A 26,475-nucleotide genomic window follows, 5' to 3' on the forward strand; every position below is an offset into this window, starting at 1 on the left:
GAGAGTAGGACGCCGCCAGGCGATTTTAAACCCATTCCACAGTAGCTCAGCGGTAGAGCTATCGGCTGTTAACCGATCGGTCGTAGGTTCGAATCCTACCTGTGGAGCCATGGAGAGCTGTCCGAGTGGCCGAAGGAGCACGATTGGAAATCGTGTAGGCCGTTCACGCGGCCTCGAGGGTTCAAATCCCTCGCTCTCCGCCACATTACATAGATTGGCCCGTTGGTCAAGCGGTTAAGACACCGCCCTTTCACGGCGGTAACACGGGTTCGAATCCCGTACGGGTCATCAAACTACTTTATTGGAGGATTAGCTCAGCTGGGAGAGCACTTGCCTTACAAGCAAGGGGTCGCAGGTTCGAACCCTGCATCCTCCACCATGAAACTGTAATTTAATATTATATCGCGGGATGGAGCAGTCTGGTAGCTCGTTGGGCTCATAACCCAAAGGTCGCAAGTTCAAATCTTGCTCCCGCAACCAAATTGGTCCGGTAGTTCAGTTGGTTAGAATGCCTGCCTGTCACGCAGGAGGTCGCGGGTTCGAGTCCCGTCCGGACCGCCACTTTATAAGACTTATACATATATTTTCATTAGAAATACTTAACCAAAATATAAAAAAGGCTCGGTAGCTCAGTCGGTAGAGCAAAGGACTGAAAATCCTTGTGTCGGCGGTTCGATTCCGTCCCGAGCCACCATTTTAGCATTTTCTTATCTTTTAATTATGGAGGGGTAGCGAAGTGGCTAAACGCGGCGGACTGTAAATCCGCTCCCTCTGGGTTCGGCAGTTCGAATCTGCCCCCCTCCACCATTCTATTATATAGGGGTATAGTTTAAGGGCAAAACTACGGTCTCCAAAACCGTCGCTGTGGGTTCGAATCCTACTACCCCTGTCATTTATTTTATATGGCGGTCGTGGCGAAGTGGTTAACGCACCGGATTGTGGCTCCGGCATTCGTGGGTTCGATCCCCACCGGTCGCCCCATAATCATTGGGCTATAGCCAAGCGGTAAGGCATCGGGTTTTGATCCCGTGTAGCCTAGGTTCGAATCCTAGTAGCCCAGCCATTACCGCGGAAGTAGTTCAGTGGTAGAACACCACCTTGCCAAGGTGGGGGTCGCGGGTTCGAATCCCGTCTTCCGCTCCAAGACTTTATTAAAATGGCGGCATAGCCAAGTGGTAAGGCAGAGGTCTGCAAAACCTTTATCACCGGTTCAAATCCGGTTGCCGCCTCCAAATTATCGTATTTTATATGCCAGTGTGGCGGAATTGGCAGACGCGCGTGACTCAAAATCACGTTCCTTACGGAGTGCCGGTTCGATCCCGGCCACTGGTATCGGAAATAGATTATAAATTAATTTCGAACGTTTCTAGTAATCTAACTAGAGCGTTTTTTTTGTACATTCAGTAACTAGCTTCTCTTTCTTGGCTCTAAAATATATACATTTTTTATAATAAAGATAAAGGAATATTCTTGCATTTCATATTTATATCCCACAGAATGAATTTACAGAGAGAAGGGATTTATTTGATTGTCTTTCGTTGGGCTATATTTTTGATTGGAATGATCATTTTTTCTTTAGGAATCACGATGACTATTAAGGTGCAGTATTTAGGCATTCATCCATGGGATGTTTTAAATGTGGTACTTTATGAAAAAATTGGTTTATCAATTGGTTCGTGGGCAATAATTATAGGTGCACTATTGATTGTGATTACTTGGATAATGGATAAAAATCACATTAAAATTGGAACTTTTTTAAATGCATTTATGGTTGGTTTATTTGTCGACTTCTTTTTATGGCTGGATTTTCTTCCTAGTGCGATACATTCTTGGATAGATATTTTATTTATAATTACAGGCATTGTCGTAATGGGAATTGGGGGAGGAATATATAATGCAGCAGGTGTGGGTTCAGGGCCGAGGGATGGCTTCATGTTATCCATATCTGAAAGATTAAATATATCTATTAGAAAAATACGAATTATAACGGAGAGTCTTATTTTATTAATCGGTCTTCTTTTAGGCGGCCCTGTTTTTATTTTTACTGTTATTTTCACATTCATTCAGAGCCCCATTTTCCAGTACACTTTTTTAAAATCTAGTGCTTATATTCAAAAAGTGGGAGAGAAAAAGAACGTTTCTCAGGCATCCGCTGTTAAATAAACAACTTCCCTATTATTATTCTAAACATAGCAAACAAAAATCCCTATTTCACTAATAAAGTAGTGAAATAGGGATTTTTGATGTATTTACATCGTATGTAGTGGAAACGAAGTATCAATATCCACAGAATTAGTAGAGGTACTCCATTCATTAGATTCAGAGGGTTGAGATGTATCTAAATCGTATTCTGTTATAACATCTTGTAACCAGAACCATGTTATGATTAAAGCTATAATGGTAAAAGCGATTATGATAAAAATAGCGACTTTTCCTTTCAACTGCAACCCTCCTTTAGCATCTAAATTAAGATTATCAAATCTAACGACAACTGTAAATATCAACCTTCCAATTTAAAAGTCATGATCCCTTAAAACTAACGAAGGCATATCCCTCATTGGTTCACATTTTCTTAATGTTATTTTACTGGATTGCCTCAGTTATATTGTAGTCAGCAATATCGATGTCTAGTTCTTTCCCAAGCGCTAATTTAGCAAGTTCGTTTCCTATATATGGACCCATTGTAAGTCCAGTGGCCCCTAGTCCATTGGCAAGCAGAAGCCCAGTATAGCCTGGGAGGGATCCTATAACTGGTAAAGAACCGGGGGTAAATGGTCTGAAACCAACCCTTGTTTCCAGTACGGTTCCTGTTGCTAAATTTGGTGCAACTTGTAATGCTTTTGTCAAAACTTCCTCTAAACCGCCAGCAGTAATGCGATAATCAAAGCCGACATCATTTTCATGTGTGGCACCAACAACGATCCGGTCGTCAAAGGATAATAAATATTGATTATTCGGAGGCATTACTACAGGCCAGTTTCTTGTGTTTACGTTGGGCATTTGAATATGCATGATTTGTGCTCTTTGGGCTGTAACAATAAAATTTATGCCTAAAGGTTTAATCAAATCGCTCATCCATGCTCCTGAAGCTGCTATGACGGTATCTGCAAATATTTTATGATTATTTACGATAACACCAGTAATGTTAGTTTTCTCAAATAAAAGACTAGCATCGCCTTGGATTATTTTTGCTCCATGCTTTTTAGAAGCATTTAATAGAGCGTTTCGAAGTGCACGTCCATCAACCCGTGCAGCACCGCTTATATGTACCGAACGATATTCATCTGATAAAAGAGGAAATAATTCTTTGGTTTCCTCTTGATTTAACAATGTAACATCGCCTATTTCACTAGCTTCTTCACGTCGTTTTAATGCTCGTTCCTTCATTGCTACGAGTTTCTTTTCATCCGTATGAATACTAATTGCACCTACACGATGGTATCCAACATCTGTTTCTCCATCCTGAACAAGAGATTCGATCAGTTTCGGATAGATGCGTGCACCATTTTTCGCGAGATGGTACCATGCTTTGTTCCGTCGTTGAGATAGCCAAGGACAAATAATGCCAGCTGCAGCGTCTGTTGCCTGTCCTTTGTCCTTACGGTCGATCACTATAACATCTGCTCCGGTCTTAGCGAGCTGATATGCTGTTGTTGCACCAAGTATACCGGCTCCAATTACAACATATTTATTCATATATACATCTGCCTCATACCATTTAATTGATTGATCATCTCTCATTTCCCCCTATTATTATGTTTACTTTGAGTCACCCACCACTTATTCCACCTCACGGTCTAATTGAAGTGGGGGTTCGGTTACTGTAGTTAATCGATTCGCTTCATTACGAAGGTTTATACTTGTGTTAATATCTCAATCATGTATTGCATTTTGGACCATTCCTGTCACGTAATGCAAGTTTCTCAACATCTTTGTTTTTTTGATTTAGGCGGATAAGAAATTTATATGTTTTATTGACCAACATGTCTTCACCCTCGTTAACAGGAATGTTTGTTCTCATTATACCACAATAGTGTTTGTTTAGAGGAAATATTATAATTGTATGGAGTCTTCTACGCCTAAAATGATAAAAGCGATTATCCTAAATGTAAAATAAATCGTTTAGTATTGCTTTAATTTACGGTCATCGTTATGATAAAATTTGAAATGTATAAGCTTATGAAAATCATCAGAGAAGGAATACCATGTAAATTGCTATCCAATACGTAATTATTTATGGTAACCTTGTATGTAGAGTATTATCAATAAATAAAGTGGGGTATATGAAGGAGAATAGCTATGGAAAAGACATTAATTATCGGTCATAAAAATCCAGATACGGATTCGATTTGTTCAGCTTTATCCTATGCTGACTTAAAAAACAAATTAGGAGTTAATGCTGAGCCGGCAAGGCTTGGGGAAGTTAATAAAGAAACACAATTTGTTTTGGATTATTTTAAAAAAGAGGCACCAAAATATATCGAATCGGTAGATAATGATATAAAGGATATTATTTTGGTCGATCATAATGAATTTCAGCAAAGTGTTGACAATATACAAGACTTACGTATTTCTGAGGTGATTGATCATCACCGTATTTCAAATTTCGAAACAAAAGAACCGTTATATTTTCGTGCAGAGCCAGTTGGCTGTACAGCTACTATTTTAAATAAAATGTATAAAGAAAATAATATTGAAGTTTCAAAAGACATAGCTGGTCTATTATTGTCGGCTATTATTTCCGATTCTTTATTACTAAAATCACCAACCTGTACAAAAGAGGATGTAGATGCAGCCTACGAATTAGCAGAAATCGCAGGGGTAAATCTAGAAACGTATGGACTTGAAATGCTGAAAGCCGGAGCAGATTTAAGTGATAAATCAATTAGAGAATTACTTACCATGGATGCCAAAAATTTCTCTCTTGATGGTGCAAACGTAGAGATTGCTCAAATAAACACGGTTGATGCCAGCGAGATCTATGAAATGCAAACAGATATAGAAGCTGAAATTGAAAATATTGTGAAGGAAAAAGATCTGGCGTTATTTTTGTTTGTTGTAACAGATATTTTAAACAATGATTCAGAAGTACTTGCGATGGGGAATGCAAAGAATAATGTTGAAAAAGCGTTTGGTGAAACACTAGTTAATAACCGTGCATTTTTAAAAGGGGTCGTTTCACGCAAAAAGCAAATTGTTACAAAATTAACGGATGCATTTACAAACTAAGCTACATCAAAAGACTATATCATAAGGGAATGATCTGTTCCCTGTGATATAGCCTTTCTTCGTTTAAAACTAAAAAGTTTCTCCTAAATCAGGAGAAACTTTTTTGCTATTGTTTTATAACATTTACTGCTTGTGGCCCACGAGCACCTTCTTCAATTTCAAAGGTAACTGTTTGACCGTCGTCTAAAGTTTTAAAGCCTTCTCCTTGAATTGCGGAGAAATGTACAAATACGTCATCTCCGTCTTCAACTTCTATAAAACCGAAGCCTTTTTCTGCATTAAACCATTTTACTTTACCTGTGTTCATCTTTCATTCCTCCAAGTGTAATTATCACATTTATTGTTATTTTGTTCTGCTGAATAGTTCAAGACGATAACCTTTAAAAGTTATTTATAGCGCAATCGAACAATATTTATTGTTAGTATAGCCCACTAAATAAGCAATTATACATTTAAAAAATCAATGCCCCATAAAGTTTAGTGTTTGTGTAAAACATGAATAAATGCACCTCATGGGTTTAAAGCTATCTATATAATGGAGAAAAGGAGGAATAAGCATGGGTGGAAAACCAAAAGGTCCGAAACAGCAGGAACATCCTAATCTACCACGAAGCCCGCAGCAACCATATGGAGAGCCACTTGATGGTTCAAAAAAAGTCAAAAATAGAAATCATTCGCGTCAAAACAAAGGTGCATCGCATGATATGTAATGAATACAATGAATTATATTTTGAAGGCAGTTTTAAACTGTCTTCAAAATGCATTAGATCAATATTTTTTCGCTTACACCTTGACTATTTTTAATAAAACATTATATAATATAATTTGGATCGAAAAAATAATAATATGGGGCATTAGCTCAGTTGGGAGAGTGCTTGCGTGGCACGCAAGAGGTCATCGGTTCAAGCCCGATATGCTCCATCCCTCTTAAACGCTTATACATCTAGGTGTGTAGGCGTTTTCTTATTGAATCAAATTACTAAAAATATTCTTTGTTATCTGGATGTTTGGCATCCATCATGAGCACATCGTGGAATAAATATTGTATCCGGTAGCAGCAAAAGGGGGGTTTTGCTCTCGTGCCCGTTTAAAAATTAGCAAAGGACAGGTAGTATTTTTTGAGAAGTTCGCTCAAAAAATCTCCACCTTAAACCCTTGCTAATTTCCATTTTGTCCGCTGCAATTTTCGTACCGAAAGCCGTACTCAGCTAAACTAAAAATAGCACGCTTTCGGTATTTTAGTTTAGCGGACAAAACCACTCAAAATAAAAAAGATACAAGAAAAATCTCTCGTATCTTTTCTTCAACAAACGCGCCCGTTCGTAATATAAGGTTAACCAGATATTTCTGGTTGACCTTTTCTTATAGGGTCGTATTATAACGGTAGTCGGGGTAGAACGTAGCGCCCGTGGGACTTGATCCCGTCCGCAAAACTGTTCACCCCCTACTTGTATAAACATGTTTTGGGCTGGTTGGGACAATGATCCCGTTTAACAAGCGAACCTATGACATTACAAGCAGCTTTAGGGGTTACCGACTAATTTATTACTTTTTTGAGGAGGAGATTTAAATATGAATCCAGTTGTAGGTTTGGATGTTTCCAAAGGAGAAAGCCAGGTTCAAGCCTTTTTAGATAAGAATCAGCCATATCGTAAGAGCTTTAGTGTTAAACATACTCTAGATGGTTTAGGAAGTTTATTAGAATTTCTAAAAGATATTGAGAAATTGGCTGACGGAAAGCAACCTTCGGTTATTTTAGAATCAACGGGACATTATCATACTCCTGTTATTGAATTTTTAGAGGAACAGCAATATGTCTATATTATTGTTAACCCCCTCATTTCTCATCGATCTAAAAGTACAAATTTACGGAAGGTAAAGACTGACGCAATCGATGCCTATCATCTATGTCAATTATATTATAAAGAGGAGTTAGAGCCGCATAAAAAGAGAGGGATTCAACTCCTAAACCTTCGTATCTTACAAGGCAACAAGAAAATGTTTCAAGCACCGCCGCACAAACAAAGTTGCAGTTACAGTCAATTTTAGATCAGGTATTTCCTGAATACAGAGGTGTCTTTAGCAATCTCTATTCAAAAGTATCTTTACAGACTCTATTACATTTCCCAACTTCAGAAGACGTTTTATGTGTGAGTGAGTCTGCGCTAACAGATAAAATCTCAGAATTATGTACAAGGCGCTCAGAGAAATGGGCCGCAGAAAAAGCACTAAAACTGAGAGAAGCTGCATTGCGGAATCCGTTTCAAAACAATTTGTACCAAAGTCATATCTTTAACCTAAAAATGTTTATCAACATTGTTCTTCAATATCAAGAGCATCTATCAAAATTAGCAGTAGAAATAGAAGCCCTCGCAAAAGAAATTGAAGAATATCAGATTATCCAGTCTATCCCTGGTATTGGAGAAAAGATTGCGGCAACAATCATTTCCGAAATCGGAGAGATAGAACGGTTTAATCACCCTAAAAAGCTAGTTGCCTTCGCTGGAATAGATCCTAGTGTATACTCTTCTGGCAGGTTTACTGCTTCTATAAACCGTATCACCAAAAGAGGATCCAGCAGATTGAGACAAGCACTATTTATGGCTGTACAATGCGGTATAAGGGATTCCCGTAAACAAAAATCAGGTGATGAAATTATCCCTAGAAATAAAGGACTAAGAGATTTTTACGACAAGAAACGTGAAGAAGGAAAACCCTTTAGAGTAGCTGTTATTGCTTGTGCGAATAAGCTTTTACATTGGATTTATGCATTATTAAAAAATAAAACACCTTTCGAAGATGTAGCTTAAATAGCAATCTTAGGTAAATAGTGCAAATTCTTTCAGTTAAGTAAAGGAAGGTTATTTGGCATTCCCAATTTTAGTATATCATGTAAGTTCTATATTTTTCACAGAAAAATATTGACAACTATTAGCTGGTTTAGCTGAATAAGCCACACTATTTAATCTTGCAGGTACCGCGAGTCGATTCAATCGCTTTTATTTTACCAGTTTTCTTATGAATGCTATCTGTTCCCTCCTCTTTAAGGGAGTCAATTTCCCATTGGATTATATATTTATTGGTTTTAGAAATTATTGTTATAATTTCCGCGTCACCACAACACTCTCTTGAGCGTTCATCTATAACTATTTGCTTTGCCTTTTCCTCCGTAATATTTTGATCATTCGATTTTATGCTATTACACCCAGTTAAAATAATAAGAAACAACAAGAAATATATAACAGTTATTTTTTTCATCTTTTAGTTCCTCCTTACTTTAACTCTATAAGCTGAATTGCATCTGATAAAATTTGTATAACAATCTGGGCCGTTTGCGGAAGAACATTATTGATTTTTCAACCGCTTCAGGATTTCATGTTTTATAATCTTTGTGGCTTCGTAGTAATCAATGTTTTCATCTGCTTTTTTTCGCATGGTCTATAAGCGAATCAATCAATGGGGCATTGTCTGCATTTTGCACTTTTTTCTCAAATTCCTTTAATTTATCGGTCATTTCTTTCATTCCCCTCGGTTCTATACCTATTCGATTTTATGTATGAATCCATGATGTAGGCAGAGTTATCACAAAGCAACGGAAACCAGTCCGTAAACCTTTCTTCCATTGCATAATCTAATAAATCCATCATCTCTATAATATTATTATCTCGAACAAACTTCATCATTTCACGTATCAATGTATATCTTTCAATCTTTGTAACTTCTAACAACTGACTTAGATCAGCACCACAATGAGCAACAATATCATTTTTGTTGTATTGATATTTCTCGGGGTTGTCCATATGTGCAAAATACCGAATCATACCTTTTGTATTTGCAACTTTTTGCGGAACAGGAGCATTCAATTTCTTTGTTAAAGATTCAATTTGTTTAAAGCTCTTATTCCCTGGAAACATCATCATTACATGCCAATGGACTTTTTTAAGTTCTCCATCTGGGTTAACATCTTTATCATGTAACGGACTTTCAATCCAAGGTGTACGCAGTTCACTAACTATTTCACGCCAATTTTCAGGCGCACTTTCGGGATAAACAACAAAAGTCCAATTCCTTACACGTTCATCTTTTTATTTTTGTTATTAGACATATTATTTTGGTGTATAATAACTGTACAACAAATTATTGGTAGCTTTTTAATAGGGAAATGGAAATAAACTTTCATAAGATTTAATTACTTTAACAAGATAATGGTTGATGTGATGCAAACAATATTACCGAAATACCAATTTAACATATTCCAGCACCTACTAATCATGTAAGTCAGTTACTGTTTATCAATGCCCCATCCCCATAGAACAGACAAAATAACATAAGTACTGAAAATTTAGTAGGGGAAGGCAAGCCCCTACTAGGAAACTTTAATTTATGTTTGAAAAATGTATGCGAGCCTTTTCTGCGATATCTTCTGGTATCTTATATGTTAATGGTTCTTCTTGAAGCATTTGGAAAAAATTTATGTCACTGGTATGAAGGTCACCAAGCGTAAGACGTGGTGTAAGACGTGCATGAATAGGAGTTGCTTCTTTTGAGAAATTCAGCATCATATTAAAGCTTGCAAGTCCTTGCTCGTCTAATGTTGCAAGTATAGCTTGCAGACCTTGAGCAAAGTCATCCCAGTCTTTTTCTTTTATATCTTGAAATGAGATTTTGTTAGGAAAAACAGCTATAAAATCGTTGTGTGCTTTTGGAGCGTAGGCGTGCATCCAAGCTATATTTCCTTTTTCCCCAATCCAGCGTGTTCCTTCCTTTTTTTCTGTTTCATAGAGATAGGTAAAATATTCTTTATTATGTGTTTTTGTAAATTCTCTTGCTTTTGTTTCCATAAGTCTTTGATAATTTGTTGCAGATTCTGAAACGATGACGTGTAAATGCGGATGAAGAATGCTTCCTCCTGAATACGGCAAGTAATTCCAGTTGATTGAAGCGAATAATGGTTTTTTTTCAACTGTCATTACTTGTTTAATATAAGTTTGTGCGGCTGTAAATGCATCCTTTATCATAGAGTTTGTAAAATCAGAAAGAGGAACATAATGATCTTCGGAAAAAATAACGACTCCATTATGCTTGCTATAAGGAAATAAGTTAGGACAGACGATTGATTGCCCATGAGAAATTCTTCCGTTCTCTGCAATTTCTTTAGGAAAAGTGGGTGTAAGTTTATGTACGTTTTCAGGGCAAAATGGGCAGTTTTTTCCTGATGTTTGTTTTGCAGCTTCTGTATAGTCCGGGGGTGTTAGAGACATACCAGGATCAAAAACAATACGAGATGATTCTTCTGTAAGCGGATCATAACGTATTTCTGTCTTTCGTTCTATTGGGTTTCCTTTTCCATCATAAAATGTAAACCATTCTTCTTTTTTTCGGAATAAGCTATTCATTGGCTACACTCCCTTTTTATTTTTCTATTATATATTATGGAATACCATTAAGAATATATCAATATTTCAGTATTTTAAATAAAATGGCCCTTTCTTAGGAAAGAACCATTGATTACGCTTTATTATATGGATTTATATGAACAAGGACATCTTCAATATCGTTATACTTTGTCAGAAGTGTTTGTTTAATTTCTTTCGCAATATCATGTCCTGCTTTAACTGTAAGTTCAGAATCAACGCTGACTTTAATATCAATCACAACATAACTCCCATGCGTACGTGCGTACATTTGATCGATATGAAGGACACCATTAATTTCTTTAACCGTTTGTCTGTAGTTCATTGCATCTTTCTTATCAAGTACTTTTTCCATCATAATGTTAGAAGATTCTTTGGCAAGATCGTATCCCACTTTGATTACAATAAGAGATACTATAATTCCAGCGATTGCGTCTCCGTAGATAAGAAAGGGGAGGTGATAGTACTCACCCAACATTGCACTCCCAATCCCAAGTAAAGCAGCAAACGATGACAGGGAGTCTGAACGATGGTGCCAAGCTTCACTAATTAGAGCAGAGCTGGTGTATTTTTTACCTAAATAATGCTTGTAATGAAAGAGGGCTTCTTTTACTAGGATAGAAATTATAATGATAATAAGTGCTAATTTCCTAGGGGCGGATGGTGTCTCTCCAAAAAACGTTTTTATAGAGGAAATACTAATTTCGATCCCAACGACAAGTAGTAATAGCGCTACAATAATCGAAGCGATATTCTCCGCTTTCCCATGTCCATAAGGGTGTTCCTCATCCGGTGGCTTAATTGCAATTTTTACACCAAATAGAACAACAATTGATCCAGCGATGTCTGAAGCAGAATGGACGGCATCCGCCAAAAGCGCACGACTTCCCGCAATTACTCCACCAATTCCCTTCATCACTGTAAGTAATGCATTAGCAATAATTCCAACCCAAGTAGCTATAATAATTGGACGAGAATTTTTTCTCAATTGACCACCGCCTTTCATCTTCTATAGCTTATCAAATGAAGTATGAATGGGTCTATAGCAACGTTATTCACTGTACATAACATAGTAATAGATATGCTATAATGTTGGATAAGACTAAAATAAAAGGCTCTTCACAAAGTAGGAGTATTAAATTTTTTGAAAAAATATTTCGATATCATTTTCTCTTTCCTAAATACGTTTTAAAAGAGAAAAATTATTTGTCATATCTTGCAGAAATACAATGGAAGGGGAAAAGACATGTCTGAAAAGATACTTATAGCATTAGGTGGAAACGCAATACTGCAGCCAAAGCAGGAAGCAAATTATGAAAATCAATTAAATAATGTGCACCATAGCACAGAAATGATTGCTCAAATCGTAAAGAAAGGGCATCGTGTGATTATTACGCATGGTAATGGTCCTCAAGTGGGTAATATCTTACTTCAACATGAAGAAGCTAAAGATGTTATACCACCTTTTCCTTTAGATGTATGTAGTGCAGAATCGCAAGGGTTTATCGGTTATATGATTGACCAAGCACTTAAGAATACGTTGCAAAGAATGGGATTGAAAAATCAAGTTGTGAGTATGTTGACACAAACGCAAGTTTCAAAAGACGATGTAGCATTTCAGAACCCGACGAAACCAATTGGGGTCTTTTATTCAGAGGACGAAGCAAAGCAGTTAGCTGATAAGAAGAATTGGGTTGTAAAAGAAGATGCAGGACGTGGATGGAGAAGGGTTGTTGCTTCACCAAAACCGGAGTCCATTTTAGGTTCGGAGGTCATCAAAACATTAACAGATGCTAATGCCATAGTTATTGCTTCTGGAGGAGGAGGTATTCCAGTAGTTAAAAATGAGGATGGTACATTCCAAGGAATAGAGGCTGTTATCGATAAGGATCGAAGTGGTTTTAAATTAGCTGCAGAAGTGAAGGCAGATAAATTTATGATTTTAACGGATGTACCAAACGCCTATATTAATTATGGAAAACCAAATGAAAAGGCGTTGGGAGCAATTACTTTGGAAGAGGCAAAACAATATATAAAGGAAGGCCATTTTTCAGCCGGTAGCATGGCACCGAAAATGGAGTCTGCAATTAAGTTTGCAGAGCAAGGTGGGAAATCTATCATTTGTTCATTAGACCAAGCTGGACTTGCAATAGAAGAAAAAGCAGGAACAATTATATCAAAATAATGAATGGAAAAAGTCAGGTGTTCTTACCTGACTTTTATCAGTTTACGATCCCAAGCTTTTTGAGGCCATTAAATATTCCCGAGTCTAAGACGGACGTCGTTGTATAGGTTGCATAAGGAATAAGCTCTGGAGGGGCATTTTCCATGGCAAAGCCATTTCCGACCGCATTTAACATTTCTTTATCATTCATACCATCCCCAAAGGCAATTGCTTGTTCTTTCGAAATCTCTAAATGAGTAAGTACCTTTTCGGTAGCAGTGCCTTTATTAACATTGTTTCGGATTACATCGTAACTTCCTTCAACCCCTTTTAGATTCACTCGGGAAAGATGCAAGTTTGTATCTAATTCATAAAGTGAGGCTTGGCCCTTAGGTACATTCATAACTGTGATACCTAAGATATTATTCATAACATTTTCTGTGAAAAGTTCATTATACCTAAGTTGAAACGTTTCAATAAATTTTTGAACAACCGGTTTGTCTAATGAAGTAAAATAATTTTTCTCATTTGTATATAAAACCATTTCATGGCCATTCCTTTTGGCAATATCAAGGTATTTTTTAACTAGGTTCCCAGCCATTGGTTCGTTAATAATAATATTGTCTTTATAAATAGCAAAAGCACCGTTGTATCCGATCATGGAGGTAATATTTAATTCTTTAGCAAGGTCTTTTATTTCATGGAGCGGGCGTCCAGTAGCCAAAGAAACTTCCATATTTTGATGCTGTAATTGAGAAATTGCTTCTTTTGTTGATTCAGAGTAAGAGTGGTCAGGTTTTAAAATAGTTCCATCAATATCCAGTAAAAGTAGTTTATATGCTGTCATCATGATCCCCTTTTGTGCATCGTTTTAATTTTATGAACGATTTTACCACAAAATAAGGATATTTGTTAGTTGGTTTTTTTAATTTTTCATTTAAGATATGATGCTGGCTTTTGTCTTTTATTTTCGGATGCTTCTACTATAAGACTTGCAGATGCATCACCAGTAATATTTATAGATGTACGCATCATATCCAATATCCGATCAATCCCGGCAATTAATGCAATCCCCTCTAATGGCAAATTCACTGCTGCTAGGACCATCGTCAGCATAATTAATCCTGCTCCAGGCACCCCTGCTGTACCAATGGATGCAAGTGTTCCAATCAATGCTACCATCAATAGCTGAGAGAACGTTAACGTAGTTCCGAAATATTGAGCAATAAAAACAACGGTAATCCCTTGATAGATCGCAGTACCATCCATGTTTATCGTAGCACCTAATGGCAGTATGAAACTGCTTGTTTCTTTAGATACACCTAAATTTTCCTGTGTATTCTTCATCGTTACAGGTAAAGTGCCCGCACTACTACTTGTGCTAAAGGCGACTGCTGCAGCAGGAAAGATGCCTTTGAAAAATTGAAGCGGATTCATCATCCCAAATGTTTTAACAGCGAAGGAATAGAAAAGCCCTGCATGAATTAAACATGCAACAAGCATTGCAAGAATTAGCTTAATAAGTGGCATTAAAACAGCAAGACCATATTCACCGACTATCGGGGCAAGCAGGCCAAATATACCAATCGGAACAAGTGACATAATAATACCAGTTATCTTATACATGATCTCGGCAAATCCATCAAAAAATTGCTGAACTCCTTTTGCTTTTTCACCAACGATTGTTATGCCTATCCCTATAAATATTGCGAAGAAGATAATTTGCAACACATCACCACTTGCTAAGGATTCAATTGGGTTTGTAGGTATAATATTGAGTAAGGTCTGCACAACCCCCTCTGTTTCAGCGGGTGTTTCAACTGCTTTGGAAAGCTTAAGGTCTGTTCCTGTCCCCGGAGAAAAAATATAGCCTGCCAATAAACCAATAGAAATAGCGATTAAACTAGATAATAAATAGAAGGTAATTGTTTTTCCGCCTAAGCGCCCTAATCTTTTAATATCACCTGAACTGGTTACGCCAACGATAATGGTCGAAAGAATTAATGGAATGATAATAAACTTAATCAAACGTAAGAATAAGTCTCCTAGTGGTTGTATGTAATACGTTTTTTCGCCAAAAATCAAACCTGTGATAATTGCAAGAATAAATGCTATTACAATTTGCCAAATTAGACTTTTTTTCATAAAAATAGCCTCCTTTGGTTAAAATAGAGTATGCGTAAACAATACATTTACATCGCCCTCATTTCGAGTTACTATAGTGTATTCACACATCTAGTTGAAAATTCTAAAAAATTAATAATTATAGTTATGCGAATGTGCGTCACTGGACAATATCTCCTGTAAAAGAAGATAAGTTTCATTGACTTTGTATTAAGTCAATTGTAAACTAGATAAAGGAATGTAATTATATATAAGACATATGAGGTGATACCATGATTCAATCTGTGTTAACAATAGGAGCCATTTTAACCGTAGCATCCCTTGTTCTTAGCTTTATTCTTCTTAAAGCGACACCGAAAGAGAAATTTATGAGCTATATCCCAGGTGCGGTATTTTTTGCAGCTGGTTTAATACTACTCTTGTTTGCAACTTTTGGTAAAGTAGAAATTATGGGGGCAGGTTTAGGTGGATGGGGAATCGCTTCTCTATTCGCAGCTGCAATTGGTCTAATCATTACAGCTATTTTGGATTCATTTCAAAATGCAAAGGCATAAAAAAGAGCGATGATCGGGTACCGATCCCCAAAAGTTAGAGTAGAAAACTAACTTTTGGGGGTGTTTTTTATGGCCAAGTATAGTGGGGAATTTAAAATAAAGCTTGTTACCGAGTATTTGTATGGAAATCTTGGATATAAATTATTAGCGAAGAAATACAATATGCCCTCTCAAACACCATTACAAGATTGGGTAAGAGTCTATAAAACACAAGGGATGAAGGGGTTAGAACGAAGAAAAGTGAAGGAAGTGTACTCTGTTCAATTTAAATTAGATGCGATACAATTTATGTTAGAGACGGGTGCTTCTTATCAGGAAACTGCTGAACAATTTCGATTAAATAATCCTTCATTAATTCACCGTTGGATGAAAACATTTAATGAACAAGGGATAGAAGGCCTGAATCCAAAGTCAAAGGGGCGACCCTCTATGTCTAAAAAACCAAACAAAAAGAAAAACGAAGAGAAAAAACTTACGCGTGAAGAAGAATTAGAACGAGAGAATGAATTACTAAGACTAGAAAATGCATACTTAAAAAAGTTGAGAGCTTTTCGGGAAAATCAGAGTGCCTTCCACGAAAAGCACAAGCAAAAGTGGCATTCGAACTCAAAGAAGAAGGGTTCCGATTAAAAGATGTTCTCCTTGTCGTGGGCACCCCAGAAGCAACATACCATTACCATGTGAAAAATTTTGACCGAGAAAATCCAGATGCAGAATTAAAAAGACGGGTTGAAGAATACATTTACTGGTACAACCATGAACGATCAAAAGAGAAATTGGCTGGATTAAGTCCAGTCGAATACCGAACTCAATCCAGCCAATCAGCTGCATAATCAAAACTCTAAGTAACCACCATCTCGCTCTTTTTTTATAGGTTATTCTTTTGTTTTTTTGATGGAATATGTATACCCACCACGCTGCTCTATTTTACCCTCTTTCATTAATTTGCCCAGTGCTCGCTTCAAGGCTGCTTTACTAATATTAAATGTTTCGCGAATGTCTTCTGGATCACTTTTATCACTAAACGGGATCACACCATTATTTTCTTCCAGCTTTATTAAAATCATATCAGCATCTTCATACATGCTATGCTGTTTTAATGGGCGTAAAGAGACATTTATTGTACAATCATCCTTTACGTCAATAACCCGCCCTTCAACTAATTGACCGAGTCTTGGTTCGATTTTTCTTTCTGTATAATGAATAAATCCACGGTAGCCATCCTCTGTAATTATCGCTGATCCTTCTCTGCTTGTATGATAGACACGCCCCTTAACTGATTTATTTAAAAGTTCATGTGAAGCAAAATTCCATTCGCTTGCAAAAATTTTCTCTGTAGCTGGAATAGCGAGTAAACGACCTTTTCGATCATTACCTAAAGTAACGTAGAGCTTATCACCGGGCTTAGGCCATACATCTTCAATCAATGGAAGATCATCAATTGACACGAGCATTTCTTTTGTTGTTCCTATATTAACGAATACACCAAGCCCATCAATGACTTCAATTACTTTTGCCCAACCATAGATATCAATTTGAATAGCAGGCAAATAGGTTGTTGCAATCAGTTGTTTCTTTTTGTTCTGATACAAGAAGACATCAATTTTTTGGTCAATTGCCAGTTCGCTTTTAGCTTCATTATGATGTAAAAGTGCCTCCATTGTTTTCCTTTTTAAAACATATCCTGTTTCAATTTTTCGATTAACAGTCATTGTTTGAATTGTACCTAGTAAATTACTCATGCCCGATCCTTCTTTCTATATATATTGGAAAAGGGGTACCCATTATAAGGATACCCCTTTGATTTATAAAGTAACACATAAGAATCATTTTATTATTTAACCCAATTTGGGTTGGAAATTTTTGTACTTCATTAAAATTTCACTTTACCGCGGTCTATGTTCCACTGGATGTTCTCTAACTTAAGCAACGTAAGCCCTTCCTGCTCATACGTCCTTGCGACCCCTCAGTCGCGCCAGTGTGAATAAGTATCTTTAAAAACATTACGTAGAATGCCAAAATAACTTATTAGTTACTCAATTATTTTAATATACCATAATAAACTCCCTTTTGTCAATATGGTACGTCAAATATTGGATTTTATTGACACTCTAAAGGATTTTTTATACTATTATTGAATAGCTAAACATTCTTTGAAAACTAAAATGTTTGAAAATAGGCTTTTTTCTAATAAAGGGCAGGAGTTCGGTATGAATGAAGGAGCTTTTAAAATCAAGTAACTGGATTGCGGGATTACAGTGGCTTTTTTTTATTTTCACTAATATTGTAGTTATTCCAATAACTGTAGGCGCAGCTTTTGATTTAGAACAAAACACGATTGTTTCCTTATTACAATTATCGTTTATTGTTACTGGAGTTGCTTGTATTGCTCAAGCTGTATTAGGACATAAACGTGCAATTATGGAAGGACAATCCGGTTTATGGTGGGGCGTATTTTTAACACTTGTTGTAGCTGCTGCTGCGCAAGAGATGCCTCTCTCCGTTTTAGGCGGAAGCTTGGCAGTAGGAGTTATTATATCAGGAATAATCACGATTGTCATTGGATTGACCGGATTAGGGTCCAATTTATCTGGGCTTTTCAACTCATCAGTGATGGGTGTGTTTATGTTTTTGTTTGGCTGCCAATTAATTTCTATTTTTATGAAAGGAATGCTTGGTATCCCTTTTGGTAATCCAGCAGAATCTGGCCATATTCACGTGTCTATTTCATTATTGTCTATTATAGTAGCGGCTTTTGTCATCATTATTAGTGTTAAAGCATCAGCAAATATTCGAAAATATGGATTGCTGATTGGCATTATTATTGGATGGATTGCTTATGTGTTTATTTTCGGATCAGATGCATCAATTAATCCGGAAACATCGTTAGATTTTAAGTTATTTCCACTAGGAAAGCCCACGTGGGATATGGGAATTATTTTAACTGCTGTATTAACAGGTCTGTTAAATACGGCAAATACATTTGGAGCATTAAAAGGTACAGATGCTATGTATAAAACAGATACAGATGATAAACAGTACCGTAACTCTTTTACAATAACCGGAATTTTTACTTGTCTTGCTGGTTTGCTGGGGCTAGTTCCTTATGCTCCATATGTCTCTTCTATTGGTTTTCTTCGTCAGACTGGAATAATTGAAAGAATACCGTTTATCATCGGTGGATTTATGTTTTTTATCATGGGGATTATTCCTCAGATCGGTGCTTTCTTTTCTTTATTACCGCTGAGTATCGGAAGTGCGGTATTATTTGTAGCTTATTTGCAATTATTTAACTCATCATGGGACTTTTTTAAACATGTCCATTTCAATACAATCAATGTATATCGGACAGCTATTCCGCTTTTTGTAGGTATTATTATTATGACGATGCCTGCGAGTTATTTTGAAACACTGCCGAATACGATAAGACCTCTAATAAGCAATGGTTTACTTGTAGGAATAACACTTTCATTAATTCTGGAGAATGTGATTCCATGGGATAAACTAGGAAAGCAACATGAATCAAATCATGAATCTCAGAGAAATATTGTACAGTAGAGTATAGATGAAATGTAAAGAGAGAGGATGCCTTAAAATGGATTTACATTTAAATGGAAAATCAGTTATTGTTACAGCTGCGAGCAAGGGAATTGGTCGAGCAATTGCAACTGAATTCGCACGTGAAGGGGCTAGCGTTCTATTGGCTAGCCGTCAACAAGAAACACTGCAGCATACCGTTACTGCAATAAAACAAGAAACTAACAATGAGCATGTAGATTATGTTGTTTGCGATATGAAAGATGCTCATGCCATAAAGGCGATGGTAGATAAAGCATCTAAATGGAACGGAACTGTTGACGTTTTAATAAATAATGCGGGTGGACCTCCTGCTGGGAAATTTTTAGATATGAAGGATGACGATTGGTACCATGCATTTGAATTAAACTTACTTAGCTTTGTAAGAACTATAAGGGCAGCACATCCTCATATGCAAAAGCAACAATGCGGACATATCGTTAATATTGCCTCATCATCCATCAAACAGAGACTGGATAATTTGGTTTTATCGAATACAATGCGCCCTGGAATTGTTGGCCTAGCAAAAACGTTGGCTCAAGAATTAAGTCAGGATAATATTTTAATTAACACTGTAGGACCAGGCGTTATTGAAACAGACAGAATCTTAGATTTGAATAAGATTAAAGCAAAGCAGCAAGGGGTATCTGAAGAAAGCATTAAGAACGATGCGGAACAGAATATTCCAATCGGAAGATATGGTCAACCAGAGGAATTTGCAAAAGTAGTTGTGTTTTTGGCTTCTGGAGCAAACACATATATAACTGGTCAATCATTAATTGTCGATGGTGGATCTGTTAAAGCGTTATAAGGAAAAATATTATTTATTCATAGCATTTGTTGATACCAAAATAAGACTGATTTGTTAAACACAATCAGTCTTATTTTTAATAAATATTCATGGTACCGATTAAAATGAGAAGAAGCGGCGGTATAAAGGTCATCTTTTGCATTGCTTTATTCTTTGAAAGAATCATACCTATTTTTAAGCCACAAAAAAGGAATGCGCCACTCATTAATGCGATAAAGATTGAAGTTAAAAAAGGTGAATAACCTATAATTGCTGCTGCTATCCCAGCTCCGAAAGCATCTAAAGCGAGTGCTGCGCCAAGTATTAGTGCTTCACCGGCAGAGATTGTTCCTGATTTATCTATATCTGCTTTGTCTGGAGTCTTTAAAACTGTTTTAAAATGATGGAGTTTTTTAGTAGCTTCAGGAATGCTTTCTGTTGGGTTACTTTCTTTTTTCGACCGAATGATATTCAAAAATGAAAAACATCCAAGTAAAATTAAAATAATCCCGCCGATATTGTCAGCTAGGTGCGGAGAAATGACTGAACCTAGAATACTCCCTACTGTCATTGAGAGAGAAACAACAATACCTGAACAGATCATAATGATGCTTAGAGCAAAGAAAGGCACACGAATATTGCGCATTCCATACGTAACTCCAACACTGAATCCATCTACACTAACAGCAATGACTAAAAAAAGTAAACCTGTATAAAAAAGCATTCATGACCATATCCTTTATACATTTTTAAGTTAGTGTATGGTAATATGGGGCAATATGGGTGGGCTATCACCTAATAAAACATAAGGAAAGACTTTAAACTAGCAGATGACGTATAATAAGGTAAAGAATAAATATATGTTTTAAGGAGAAAGGATTTTTATCGTGAGTAAAACAGTTGTATTGGCAGAAAAGCCTTCCGTTGGTCGGGATATCGCGAGAGTGCTACATTGCAATAAAAAAGGAAACGGTTATATGGAAGGTCCAAAATATGTTGTAACCTGGGCACTAGGTCATTTAGTGACGCTTGCAGATCCTGAGGTATATGATAATAAATACAAAACATGGAATTTACATGACTTACCGATGCTTCCATCTAAACTAAAACTTGTAGTGATGAAGAAAACTGGTAAACAATTTAGTATCGTAAAATCACAATTAAATCGAAAAGATGTACAAAATATTGTAATTGCAACGGATGCAGGAAGAGAAGGAGAACTTGTCGCCCGGTGGATTTTAAAAAAAGCGCATGTTTCCAAACCAATTAAAAGATTATGGATTTCTTCAGTGACTGACAAAGCAATACGGGATGGATTTAAACAATTAAAACCTGGAAAGAAGTATGAGCATCTTTACGATTCTGCAGTCGCACGTTCAGAAGCCGATTGGTATGTAGGGTTAAATGCTACCCGTGCCTTAACAACAAAGTTTAATGCACAGTTATCCAGTGGGCGCGTACAAACACCAACCCTTGCTATGATTGCGGCCAGAGAAGAGGAAATTAATAAATTTCAGCCGCGCAAATTTTATGGCATTGAAGCAAAAACAAACCAAGGGATAACCTTTACATGGCAGGATGTAAAGAATAATAAGCGCATTTTTTCAAAGGATAAAGCAGATGAGTTGCTTAACCGGATAAAAGGGAAAACAGCAAAAGTTACGCACATTAAAAAGGAATATAAAAAGAAATTTGCTCCGCAGTTGTATGATTTAACTGAATTACAACGCGATGCAAACCGGATTTTTGGATATTCCGGAAAACAAACCTTATCATTGATGCAAAAACTTTATGAGCAACATAAAGTTTTAACATACCCACGTACAGATTCGCGGGTGATTTCAACGGATATTGTATCGACATTGAAAGATCGCGTTCAAGCATGCGGGGTAGATCAGTATGCAACTGCTGCCAAAAAAATACAGCGCAGTGAACTAAAATTATCTAAAGCAGTAGTTAATAATGCAAATGTGTCTGATCACCATGCTATTATCCCAACGGAACAACCTGTTATCTTACAAGAATTGAATGATAAAGAGAGAAAAATTTATGACTTGGTTGTAAAACGATTTTTAGCTGTTTTATTACCACCTTATGAATATGAGCAAACAACAATCACTGCTGATATTGCAGGTGAAACGTTTACAGCGAAAGGTAAAATAGTTAAGAAACAGGGCTGGAAAGAAATTTACGATTCTCGTTTTGAAGAGGATGAAGCTAAAGAGGAACAACATTTACCTGCTATAGATAAAGGACAGAAATTTTCAAGTGTACGTCTATCGCTGACAAATGGCGAAACGCAACCACCTTCTCGTTTTACGGAAGGTACTTTACTTCAAGCGATGGAAAATCCGGTTCGTTATATGGAAAAAGAGGAACAACATTTAGCAAAAACAATCAATAAAACAGGTGGACTTGGCACTGTAGCTACTCGAGCTGATATTATCGAAAAGCTATTCCATAATGCATACATGGAGACCAGGGGAAAGCATATTTTTATCACATCAAAAGGTAAGCAGTTACTTGATCTTGTCCCGTCAGATCTAAGATCCCCAGCTTTAACAGCGGAGTGGGAACAGAAATTGCAATTGATCGCTGAAGGAAAGCTGAAAAAGGACCGTTTTGTCGCGGAAATGAAGGAATATGCCAAAGATGTTGTTCAAGAAATTAAGGGGAGTGAGTCGAAATTTAAGCATGATAATATGACAGGTACGAAATGTCCTGCGTGTGATAAATTAATGCTTGAAATAAAGAATAAAAAAGGCCGGATGCTTGTTTGTCAGGATAGGTCCTGCGGGCATCGAAAAAATATCGCTAAAGTAACCAATGCACGTTGTCCCAACTGCCATAAGCGTTTAGAACTACGCGGTGAAGGGGAAGGGAAAATGTTTATTTGTAAATGCGGTCACCGTGAAAAACTATCTACTTTTAATGAGCGAAAGCAGCGGGAAAAGAAGCATAAAGTATCGAGAAAAGATGTCAATAAGTATTTAAAAAAACAAGATGATGATTTTAAAAATAATGCCTTAGCGGAGGCACTTGCTAAATATAAAAAATAAAATAAATCTTTTTAAAAATTATGATATTATTTTATACTAAAATACACATCTCCATGATGTGTATTTTTTCATCGCTAATAAAATTGAAAATATTAGATAGGAGTGATGAATTTGCCAGCTAAAACAAAGAAAGGATATTCAAAGCGCTCTTGATTTTTAAACAATTTGGATCTTTTTATTACTATTTTTTATATTTTTAGGCATTCCATTAGGACCTGGTGTAACATATTTTCTATAAAAAAGAATGGAAATGACTTTATAGACACTTCCATTTGATAGAAAAAGTGTATTTACGTATCTGTGGTTAATTTTTCTTCCATTTTTTCAAATTGATTTTGTACCGGTTTCTTCGGATTTGAAGTCCACATGCTAACCACAATAACAGCGATTAAACTGAGCGCGAATCCAGGAATGAGTTCATAGAGAAAGTCTGATAATCCCGGTATCAGGAGCCATGTTATAACGGTTACACCGCCGATGATCATTCCTGCAAGTGCCCCCCATTTGGTCATGTGTTTCCAGTATAAGCTTAATAGTACAACCGGTCCAAATGCCGAACCAAAACCTGCCCAGGCATTTCCAACAAGTCCCAAAATCGTATCATTTGGTGTATAAGCAAGGATAACACTGATAATTGCTACGACTAATACAGCCAGTCGACCGATAAGTACGAGTTCTTTGTCGGATGCTTTTTTTCGGAAAAAAGTTCGATAAAAATCCTCTGTCACAGCGCTTGATGTAACTAGCAGCTGAGAAGATACGGTACTCATAATTGCAGCTAAAATCGCAGCCAGGATGAACCCTGTAATATACGGGTTGAATAAGACTTTGGAAAACACAATGAGTACTGTTTCCGGATCGCCAAGCTGTCCAGGGCGCTCGGCAAAGTAAGCCACACCAACAAGCCCCACGAGCATGGCGCCAATGATCGAAATCGCCATCCAGCCAATTCCGATTCAGCGAGCGGTTTTCAATTCTTTAACCGTATTGATGGCCATAAACCGGACAATAATATGTGGCTGCCCAAAATATCCAAGGCCCCATGCCAAGAAAGAAATAATTCCGAGAACCGAGGTGCCTTTGAATAAATCAAGCAATGAAGGGTCAATCTGTTGAATATGGTTCCAAGCTTCTTGTGTTCCTCCAACACTTGTAAACGCAACAATGGGTACCAATATTAATGCGAGGAACATAATAATTCCTTGTACAAAGTCCGTCATGCTCACCGCTAGAAAACCACCAAATAGCGTGTAGGCAACGACTACACCAACCGTTAAAAATAAACCAATATTATAATGCAACCCGAACGCACTTTCAAACAGTTTACCACCGGAAACCATTCCGGCCGTTGCATATAAGGTAAAGAAAATGAGGATAACAATACCGGAAATAAGTCTAAGAAGGTACTATTTCTTGGTTCTTTGGGATATGTTATGTCCCTATAATCTCATAACATGGCCTATTCTATAACATTTTACAAAATGGATATAAATATTCATTTTGACGCCAATCAAAGCAGAAGAATATTGGTTTATTTGAAATACTTTTAACTCAGCGTTTAGGCCTATCTTAAATAGGTTTGAACTACTAAAACATTACTATTAATTGTTGACCTCTTTTAGGGAGGAGAAACTGTAGAAGAGACAAATCATTGCTTTAGTAATAGCCATTGTATATGGCAGGTTGGAGTTTTTGTGATGTTTAAAATCAAATATGTATACAATTCTTTCCTGAACTGTGTATTTTACACATTCCTTATATTAGTGGAAGTGATTTGATCAGCTACTTCCACTAATATAGGATTATTCTCTTACAATTGATTCATAAATTTCTTCTAAAGACCATATAATTCCTTTTTCATCTTTGTAAACAACATGTTCAGGTTTAAAATGTGCGGGTGAACTAATCCCGGCGGCAGCTGCAACCCGATATAATCCTTTACGCATGGTAATTAAATAGTTAGCTGTTCGATGTTTTTTTTCATCAATAACAAGCGCCTTCTGTAATTGGGGGTCCGTTGTAGCTACACCAACTGGACATGCATTTGAATGACATTGTAAGGTTTGGATACACCCTACAGTGATCATAAATCCACGGGCGATATTCACAAGATCTGCTCCCATGGCCAACGCTATTGCAACGCGGTCGGGAGTAAATAATTTACCTGATGCAATAATCGTTACCTGGTCACGAATATCATGTTTTTTTAACGCATGATCTACTAAAGGCAATGCTGATTTAATGGGGAGACCAACGCTATCAGAGAGCTCCTGGTATGATGCGCCTGTTCCTCCTTCACCACCATCAATGGTGATAAAATCAGGTCCATGATCAAATTCTTTCATATTCTTCGCTAAATCATCTGCTTCAAGATGGCTGCCAACAACAATTTTTATGCCAACTGGCTTTCCAGTGTATTCTCGAATTTGGTTAATAAATTGAAACAGTGAGGGAAGGTCATCATATTCACGGAAGCGATTTGGACTATCAATAGAATGAAAGGGTTTAACCATACGTATTCTGGCAATTTCCTCATTAACCTTTTCAGCATCAATATGACCTCCGCGTGTTTTCGCTCCCTGGCCTAATTTTATTTCAAATGCCTTAATTTGAGGAATTTTGCTTTTCTCTAATAATGCATCCCAGTTGAAGTTTCCTTCGAGGTCACGAACACCAAATAAACCAGGACCGATCTGCATGATTATATCAACGTCTCCCTTTAGATGGTATTTAGAAAGACCTCCTTCACCTGTGTTCATCCATGTTCCCTTGGCAATGCCAAGGCCCTTGGAAAGAGCTGTTATCGCTTGCTTACCTAATGATCCATAGCTCATCGCTGACATTCCTATTTGACCTTTAACTTTAAAGGGATACTTTGCTTTTTTTCCAATTACAATAACATCTTTATCGTTTAGTAAATAGTTTATGGATGTATCTTCCTCTAATTTTTCTTTACGCTGTGTGAATAAGGGGTTTTTAAGTAAAATATAACGGTTTGTTGTCACTTTGTCATCCTTGTTTAATTCCATTTCTTCTGCTAGTTTTGGAAATAAGGAATTTCTTACATAAAAACCCGCTTCTTCAAAGTCCCTTTGCGATCCAAATCCAATAACATCCCGTTTATATTTGGCGCTTTTTACGATATTTTTATAATCCTTTCGTGATAATGGCTTCGCTTCTAAATCACTGTCAAAAAGATACTGACGTAATTCTGGTCCAATCTGTTCGAGGAAATATCTTGCTCTTCCTAATAAAGGATAGTTTCTTAAAATGGGATGCTGTTTTTGTCTTTTATCAATCATAAATAAATATATACCAATTATTATCGTTGTAAAGAAAATAGTGGCAACGGTAACAAAACCAATTATCGTCATTATATTTGCCGTATTCACCTATATACGTCACCTTTCAATATCTGACATTCTCTATTTTAGATTGGTTTAAAAAGAAGGAAATATCCTATAGTATTGACAACTTGTTCCTCGGCATAAACCTATAGTTATGATAAATGGAAGCGGAAGCATGTTATAATAGTAAAAAAGACCGCGGTGATATGTCAAAAAAA

21 protein-coding genes, 15 tRNA genes and 4 pseudogenes are annotated in these 26,475 nt (G+C 36.7%); 26 read left to right on the forward strand and 14 right to left on the reverse strand.

Annotated elements, in window-relative coordinates:
- Window positions 1-35 precede the first annotated feature (35 nt).
- The 15 genes from GZ63_RS0107160 (at window position 36) to GZ63_RS0107230 (ending at window position 2,163) form a co-directional block, all read left to right on the forward strand.
- Window positions 36-110 (forward strand) — tRNA-Asn (locus GZ63_RS0107160).
- Between the two features lies 1 nt (window position 111).
- Window positions 112-203 (forward strand) — tRNA-Ser (locus GZ63_RS0107165).
- A gap of 13 nt (window positions 204-216) precedes the next feature.
- Window positions 217-288 (forward strand) — tRNA-Glu (locus tag GZ63_RS0107170).
- Window positions 289-303: 15 nt separating this feature from the next.
- A tRNA-Val gene (locus GZ63_RS0107175) sits at window positions 304-379 on the forward strand.
- 24 nt (window positions 380-403) lie between these two features.
- Window positions 404-480: transfer RNA gene (locus GZ63_RS0107180), tRNA-Met, on the forward strand.
- Window positions 481-484: 4 nt separating this feature from the next.
- Window positions 485-561 (forward strand) — tRNA-Asp (locus GZ63_RS0107185).
- A 57-nt stretch (window positions 562-618) separates the two neighbouring features.
- Window positions 619-694, forward strand: a tRNA-Phe gene (locus GZ63_RS0107190).
- Between the two features lie 28 nt (window positions 695-722).
- Window positions 723-807: transfer RNA gene (locus tag GZ63_RS0107195), tRNA-Tyr, on the forward strand.
- An 11-nt stretch (window positions 808-818) separates the two neighbouring features.
- Window positions 819-889 (forward strand) — tRNA-Trp (locus GZ63_RS0107200).
- A gap of 16 nt (window positions 890-905) precedes the next feature.
- Window positions 906-981: transfer RNA gene (locus tag GZ63_RS0107205), tRNA-His, on the forward strand.
- A 7-nt stretch (window positions 982-988) separates the two neighbouring features.
- Window positions 989-1,063, forward strand: a tRNA-Gln gene (locus GZ63_RS0107210).
- Window positions 1,064-1,068: 5 nt separating this feature from the next.
- Window positions 1,069-1,143: transfer RNA gene (locus GZ63_RS0107215), tRNA-Gly, on the forward strand.
- 15 nt (window positions 1,144-1,158) lie between these two features.
- Window positions 1,159-1,232 (forward strand) — tRNA-Cys (locus GZ63_RS0107220).
- Between the two features lie 18 nt (window positions 1,233-1,250).
- Window positions 1,251-1,332: transfer RNA gene (locus GZ63_RS0107225), tRNA-Leu, on the forward strand.
- A gap of 192 nt (window positions 1,333-1,524) precedes the next feature.
- A complete protein-coding gene (locus tag GZ63_RS0107230) occupies window positions 1,525-2,163 on the forward strand; it encodes a YczE/YyaS/YitT family protein (RefSeq protein ID WP_038221041.1) in 639 nt (212 codons plus the stop codon).
- An 86-nt stretch (window positions 2,164-2,249) separates the two neighbouring features.
- On the opposite strand, the gene GZ63_RS0107235 is transcribed toward GZ63_RS0107230, so the two are convergent.
- The gene (locus GZ63_RS0107235; protein WP_029268242.1) at window positions 2,250-2,441 is read right to left on the reverse strand and encodes a hypothetical protein; all 192 of its coding nucleotides are present in this window, start codon (window positions 2,439-2,441) and stop codon (window positions 2,250-2,252) included.
- A 142-nt stretch (window positions 2,442-2,583) separates the two neighbouring features.
- Window positions 2,584-3,696: an NAD(P)/FAD-dependent oxidoreductase gene (locus GZ63_RS0107240; protein ID WP_029268244.1), complete on the reverse strand. Its 1,113-nt coding sequence runs from the start codon at window positions 3,694-3,696 to the stop codon at window positions 2,584-2,586.
- 603 nt (window positions 3,697-4,299) lie between these two features.
- On the opposite strand from GZ63_RS0107240, the gene GZ63_RS0107250 reads away from it, so the two are divergent.
- A complete protein-coding gene (locus GZ63_RS0107250) occupies window positions 4,300-5,229 on the forward strand; it encodes a manganese-dependent inorganic pyrophosphatase (RefSeq protein WP_029268246.1) in 930 nt (309 codons plus the stop codon).
- A 106-nt stretch (window positions 5,230-5,335) separates the two neighbouring features.
- Here the strand turns inward: GZ63_RS0107250 and GZ63_RS0107255 are convergent, their stop codons facing one another.
- On the reverse strand, window positions 5,336-5,536 hold the full coding sequence (locus GZ63_RS0107255) for a cold-shock protein (protein WP_029268248.1): 201 nt from the start codon (window positions 5,534-5,536) through the stop codon (window positions 5,336-5,338).
- A 250-nt stretch (window positions 5,537-5,786) separates the two neighbouring features.
- Between GZ63_RS0107255 and GZ63_RS0107260 the strand changes: the two genes are divergently transcribed.
- The 3 genes and pseudogenes from GZ63_RS0107260 (at window position 5,787) to GZ63_RS16505 (ending at window position 8,039) form a co-directional block, all read left to right on the forward strand.
- Complete coding sequence (locus GZ63_RS0107260) at window positions 5,787-5,939, forward strand: small acid-soluble spore protein P (RefSeq protein WP_029268249.1); 153 nt, start codon at window positions 5,787-5,789, stop codon at window positions 5,937-5,939.
- 138 nt (window positions 5,940-6,077) lie between these two features.
- Window positions 6,078-6,150: transfer RNA gene (locus GZ63_RS0107265), tRNA-Ala, on the forward strand.
- 651 nt (window positions 6,151-6,801) lie between these two features.
- Window positions 6,802-8,039, forward strand: a pseudogene (locus GZ63_RS16505) (IS110 family RNA-guided transposase).
- A 148-nt stretch (window positions 8,040-8,187) separates the two neighbouring features.
- On the opposite strand, the gene GZ63_RS0107275 reads toward GZ63_RS16505, so the two are convergent.
- The 5 genes and pseudogenes from GZ63_RS0107275 to GZ63_RS0107295 form a co-directional block, all read right to left on the reverse strand.
- Window positions 8,188-8,487 carry a lipoprotein gene (locus GZ63_RS0107275; RefSeq protein ID WP_029268251.1) on the reverse strand — a complete coding sequence of 100 codons (300 nt, stop codon included), beginning with the start codon at window positions 8,485-8,487 and terminating at the stop codon, window positions 8,188-8,190.
- Between the two features lie 245 nt (window positions 8,488-8,732).
- Window positions 8,733-8,957 carry a hypothetical protein gene (locus GZ63_RS18805; protein ID WP_404814839.1) on the reverse strand — a complete coding sequence of 75 codons (225 nt, stop codon included), beginning with the start codon at window positions 8,955-8,957 and terminating at the stop codon, window positions 8,733-8,735.
- 18 nt (window positions 8,958-8,975) lie between these two features.
- Window positions 8,976-9,302, reverse strand: a pseudogene (locus GZ63_RS18810) (replication protein); the annotation flags it as partial.
- Window positions 9,303-9,605: 303 nt separating this feature from the next.
- On the reverse strand, window positions 9,606-10,625 hold the full coding sequence (locus GZ63_RS0107290; RefSeq protein WP_029268253.1) for a hypothetical protein: 1,020 nt from the start codon (window positions 10,623-10,625) through the stop codon (window positions 9,606-9,608).
- Between the two features lie 112 nt (window positions 10,626-10,737).
- On the reverse strand, window positions 10,738-11,631 hold the full coding sequence (locus tag GZ63_RS0107295) for a cation diffusion facilitator family transporter (protein WP_226374329.1): 894 nt from the start codon (window positions 11,629-11,631) through the stop codon (window positions 10,738-10,740).
- Window positions 11,632-11,889: 258 nt separating this feature from the next.
- Here GZ63_RS0107295 and arcC point away from each other — a divergent pair, with 258 nt between their 5' ends.
- Entirely contained in the window at window positions 11,890-12,828 is a 939-nt protein-coding gene (gene arcC, locus GZ63_RS0107300; RefSeq protein WP_029268256.1) for a carbamate kinase, read from the forward strand.
- Between the two features lie 37 nt (window positions 12,829-12,865).
- Here the strand turns inward: arcC and GZ63_RS0107305 are convergent, their stop codons facing one another.
- Both GZ63_RS0107305 and GZ63_RS0107310 read right to left on the reverse strand, forming a co-directional pair.
- Window positions 12,866-13,654 (reverse strand): HAD family hydrolase, encoded by a 789-nt coding sequence (locus tag GZ63_RS0107305; RefSeq protein ID WP_029268258.1) that lies wholly within the window; start codon window positions 13,652-13,654, stop codon window positions 12,866-12,868.
- 86 nt (window positions 13,655-13,740) lie between these two features.
- A complete protein-coding gene (locus GZ63_RS0107310; protein ID WP_029268259.1) occupies window positions 13,741-14,952 on the reverse strand; it encodes a dicarboxylate/amino acid:cation symporter in 1,212 nt (403 codons plus the stop codon).
- A gap of 251 nt (window positions 14,953-15,203) precedes the next feature.
- On the opposite strand from GZ63_RS0107310, the gene GZ63_RS0107315 reads away from it, so the two are divergent.
- The 3 genes and pseudogenes from GZ63_RS0107315 to GZ63_RS18330 all read left to right on the forward strand — a co-directional run.
- Window positions 15,204-15,485, forward strand: a complete 282-nt coding sequence (locus GZ63_RS0107315; protein ID WP_029268260.1) for a hypothetical protein — start codon at window positions 15,204-15,206, stop codon at window positions 15,483-15,485.
- Window positions 15,486-15,554: 69 nt separating this feature from the next.
- Window positions 15,555-16,115, forward strand: coding sequence for a helix-turn-helix domain-containing protein (locus GZ63_RS0107320; RefSeq protein WP_029268261.1), 561 nt, complete (start codon window positions 15,555-15,557; stop codon window positions 16,113-16,115).
- Between the two features lie 89 nt (window positions 16,116-16,204).
- A pseudogene (locus GZ63_RS18330) lies at window positions 16,205-16,318 on the forward strand (IS3 family transposase); the annotation flags it as partial.
- A gap of 42 nt (window positions 16,319-16,360) precedes the next feature.
- Here GZ63_RS18330 and GZ63_RS0107330 read toward each other — a convergent pair.
- Window positions 16,361-17,227 (reverse strand): CvfB family protein, encoded by an 867-nt coding sequence (locus tag GZ63_RS0107330; protein WP_029268265.1) that lies wholly within the window; start codon window positions 17,225-17,227, stop codon window positions 16,361-16,363.
- Window positions 17,228-17,699: 472 nt separating this feature from the next.
- On the opposite strand from GZ63_RS0107330, the gene GZ63_RS0107335 reads away from it, so the two are divergent.
- Both GZ63_RS0107335 and GZ63_RS0107340 read left to right on the forward strand, forming a co-directional pair.
- On the forward strand, window positions 17,700-19,043 hold the full coding sequence (locus GZ63_RS0107335; RefSeq protein ID WP_038221045.1) for a uracil/xanthine transporter: 1,344 nt from the start codon (window positions 17,700-17,702) through the stop codon (window positions 19,041-19,043).
- 37 nt (window positions 19,044-19,080) lie between these two features.
- Window positions 19,081-19,872, forward strand: a complete 792-nt coding sequence (locus GZ63_RS0107340) for an SDR family oxidoreductase (RefSeq protein WP_029268267.1) — start codon at window positions 19,081-19,083, stop codon at window positions 19,870-19,872.
- A gap of 76 nt (window positions 19,873-19,948) precedes the next feature.
- Here the strand turns inward: GZ63_RS0107340 and ytaF are convergent, their stop codons facing one another.
- Window positions 19,949-20,575: a sporulation membrane protein YtaF gene (gene ytaF / locus GZ63_RS0107345; RefSeq protein WP_029268268.1), complete on the reverse strand. Its 627-nt coding sequence runs from the start codon at window positions 20,573-20,575 to the stop codon at window positions 19,949-19,951.
- Between the two features lie 163 nt (window positions 20,576-20,738).
- On the opposite strand from ytaF, the gene GZ63_RS0107350 reads away from it, so the two are divergent.
- On the forward strand, window positions 20,739-22,910 hold the full coding sequence (locus GZ63_RS0107350) for a DNA topoisomerase III (protein WP_029268270.1): 2,172 nt from the start codon (window positions 20,739-20,741) through the stop codon (window positions 22,908-22,910).
- 290 nt (window positions 22,911-23,200) lie between these two features.
- Here the strand turns inward: GZ63_RS0107350 and putP are convergent.
- A pseudogene (putP, locus tag GZ63_RS16515) lies at window positions 23,201-24,313 on the reverse strand (sodium/proline symporter PutP); the annotation flags it as partial.
- 399 nt (window positions 24,314-24,712) lie between these two features.
- On the reverse strand, window positions 24,713-26,302 hold the full coding sequence (locus tag GZ63_RS0107360) for an FMN-binding glutamate synthase family protein (RefSeq protein WP_029268271.1): 1,590 nt from the start codon (window positions 26,300-26,302) through the stop codon (window positions 24,713-24,715).
- Window positions 26,303-26,475: the final 173 nt, after the last annotated feature.

This window comes from Virgibacillus alimentarius (assembly GCF_000709085.1).
GTDB lineage: Bacteria > Bacillota > Bacilli > Bacillales > Amphibacillaceae > Virgibacillus_B > Virgibacillus_B alimentarius.

Bases quoted from the DNA above. Each gene is read 5' to 3' on its own strand.
- GZ63_RS0107240 (WP_029268244.1), bottom strand. From the start codon at position 3,696: ATGAATAAATATGTTGTAATTGGAGCCGGTATACTTGGTGCAACAACA.
- GZ63_RS0107250 (WP_029268246.1), top strand. From the start codon at position 4,300: ATGGAAAAGACATTAATTATCGGTCATAAAAATCCAGATACGGATTCG.
- GZ63_RS0107255 (WP_029268248.1), bottom strand. From the start codon at position 5,536: ATGAACACAGGTAAAGTAAAATGGTTTAATGCAGAAAAAGGCTTCGGT.
- GZ63_RS0107260 (WP_029268249.1), top strand. From the start codon at position 5,787: ATGGGTGGAAAACCAAAAGGTCCGAAACAGCAGGAACATCCTAATCTA.
- GZ63_RS0107275 (WP_029268251.1), bottom strand. From the start codon at position 8,487: ATGAAAAAAATAACTGTTATATATTTCTTGTTGTTTCTTATTATTTTA.
- GZ63_RS0107290 (WP_029268253.1), bottom strand. From the start codon at position 10,625: ATGAATAGCTTATTCCGAAAAAAAGAAGAATGGTTTACATTTTATGAT.
- arcC (WP_029268256.1), top strand. From the start codon at position 11,890: ATGTCTGAAAAGATACTTATAGCATTAGGTGGAAACGCAATACTGCAG.
- GZ63_RS0107305 (WP_029268258.1), bottom strand. From the start codon at position 13,654: ATGACAGCATATAAACTACTTTTACTGGATATTGATGGAACTATTTTA.
- GZ63_RS0107310 (WP_029268259.1), bottom strand. From the start codon at position 14,952: ATGAAAAAAAGTCTAATTTGGCAAATTGTAATAGCATTTATTCTTGCA.
- GZ63_RS0107315 (WP_029268260.1), top strand. From the start codon at position 15,204: ATGATTCAATCTGTGTTAACAATAGGAGCCATTTTAACCGTAGCATCC.
- GZ63_RS0107320 (WP_029268261.1), top strand. From the start codon at position 15,555: ATGGCCAAGTATAGTGGGGAATTTAAAATAAAGCTTGTTACCGAGTAT.
- GZ63_RS0107330 (WP_029268265.1), bottom strand. From the start codon at position 17,227: ATGAGTAATTTACTAGGTACAATTCAAACAATGACTGTTAATCGAAAA.
- GZ63_RS0107335 (WP_038221045.1), top strand. From the start codon at position 17,700: ATGAAGGAGCTTTTAAAATCAAGTAACTGGATTGCGGGATTACAGTGG.
- GZ63_RS0107340 (WP_029268267.1), top strand. From the start codon at position 19,081: ATGGATTTACATTTAAATGGAAAATCAGTTATTGTTACAGCTGCGAGC.
- ytaF (WP_029268268.1), bottom strand. From the start codon at position 20,575: ATGCTTTTTTATACAGGTTTACTTTTTTTAGTCATTGCTGTTAGTGTA.